The 617-nt window shown below is 46.0% G+C and carries 1 protein-coding gene; it reads right to left on the minus strand.

The genetic code is table 11. The features are described from left to right. Nucleotides 1-3: 3 nt before the first annotated feature. Nucleotides 4-468, minus strand: a complete 465-nt coding sequence (asnC, locus tag R7Z50_RS28775; protein ID WP_005465258.1) for a transcriptional regulator AsnC — start codon at nucleotides 466-468, stop codon at nucleotides 4-6. Between the last annotated feature and the right edge of the window lie 149 nt (nucleotides 469-617).

Raw genomic sequence — 617 nt, forward strand, 5'->3', positions numbered from 1 at the left:
AATTTACGGATTCACGTTGCGGTTGATCGGGTTTTGCAACGATATCAATGTCTCTGTGGACTGAACCTCATCAATGGCTTGCAGCTTATCAATCAGCACAAATTGCAGTTCTTCAATCGATTTGCACATCAATTTGACGAATATGTTATACGCGCCTGTGGTGTAGTAAGCTTCCACTACCTCATCGAGAGCATTGAGTTTTTCTAACGCGGAATGGTAGTCACGCGCCGCGTTAAGGTTAATACCAATAAAGCAACACACATCGTAGCCGAGCTTCTTGGTATTTACGATCACCTCCGTACCCTCGATTATGTCAGCCGATTTCATTTTCTCGATACGCACATGAATGGTGGCAGGGCTGACATCGAACTGCTTAGCCATTTCGGCGTAAGGAGTTCTGGCGTCTGCCATTAGTGTTTTTAAGATTGCGCGGTCAAGGTCGTCGAGTTTCGGCAGGCTCGCATTCATACTATTATTTCCGTTGGGTATGAGAGTTACGTCTCTTTTATACTCACAGCGGACACGATTCACAAGGTTTGGCAGGGGTAACTGCGGGTTAACTCCGATGCTATGGAGAGAATGTGCAGCGTTTTCTGATTTTGGTGGCCTTATTCTGG

This window comes from Vibrio sp. 1249-1 (assembly GCF_033340495.1).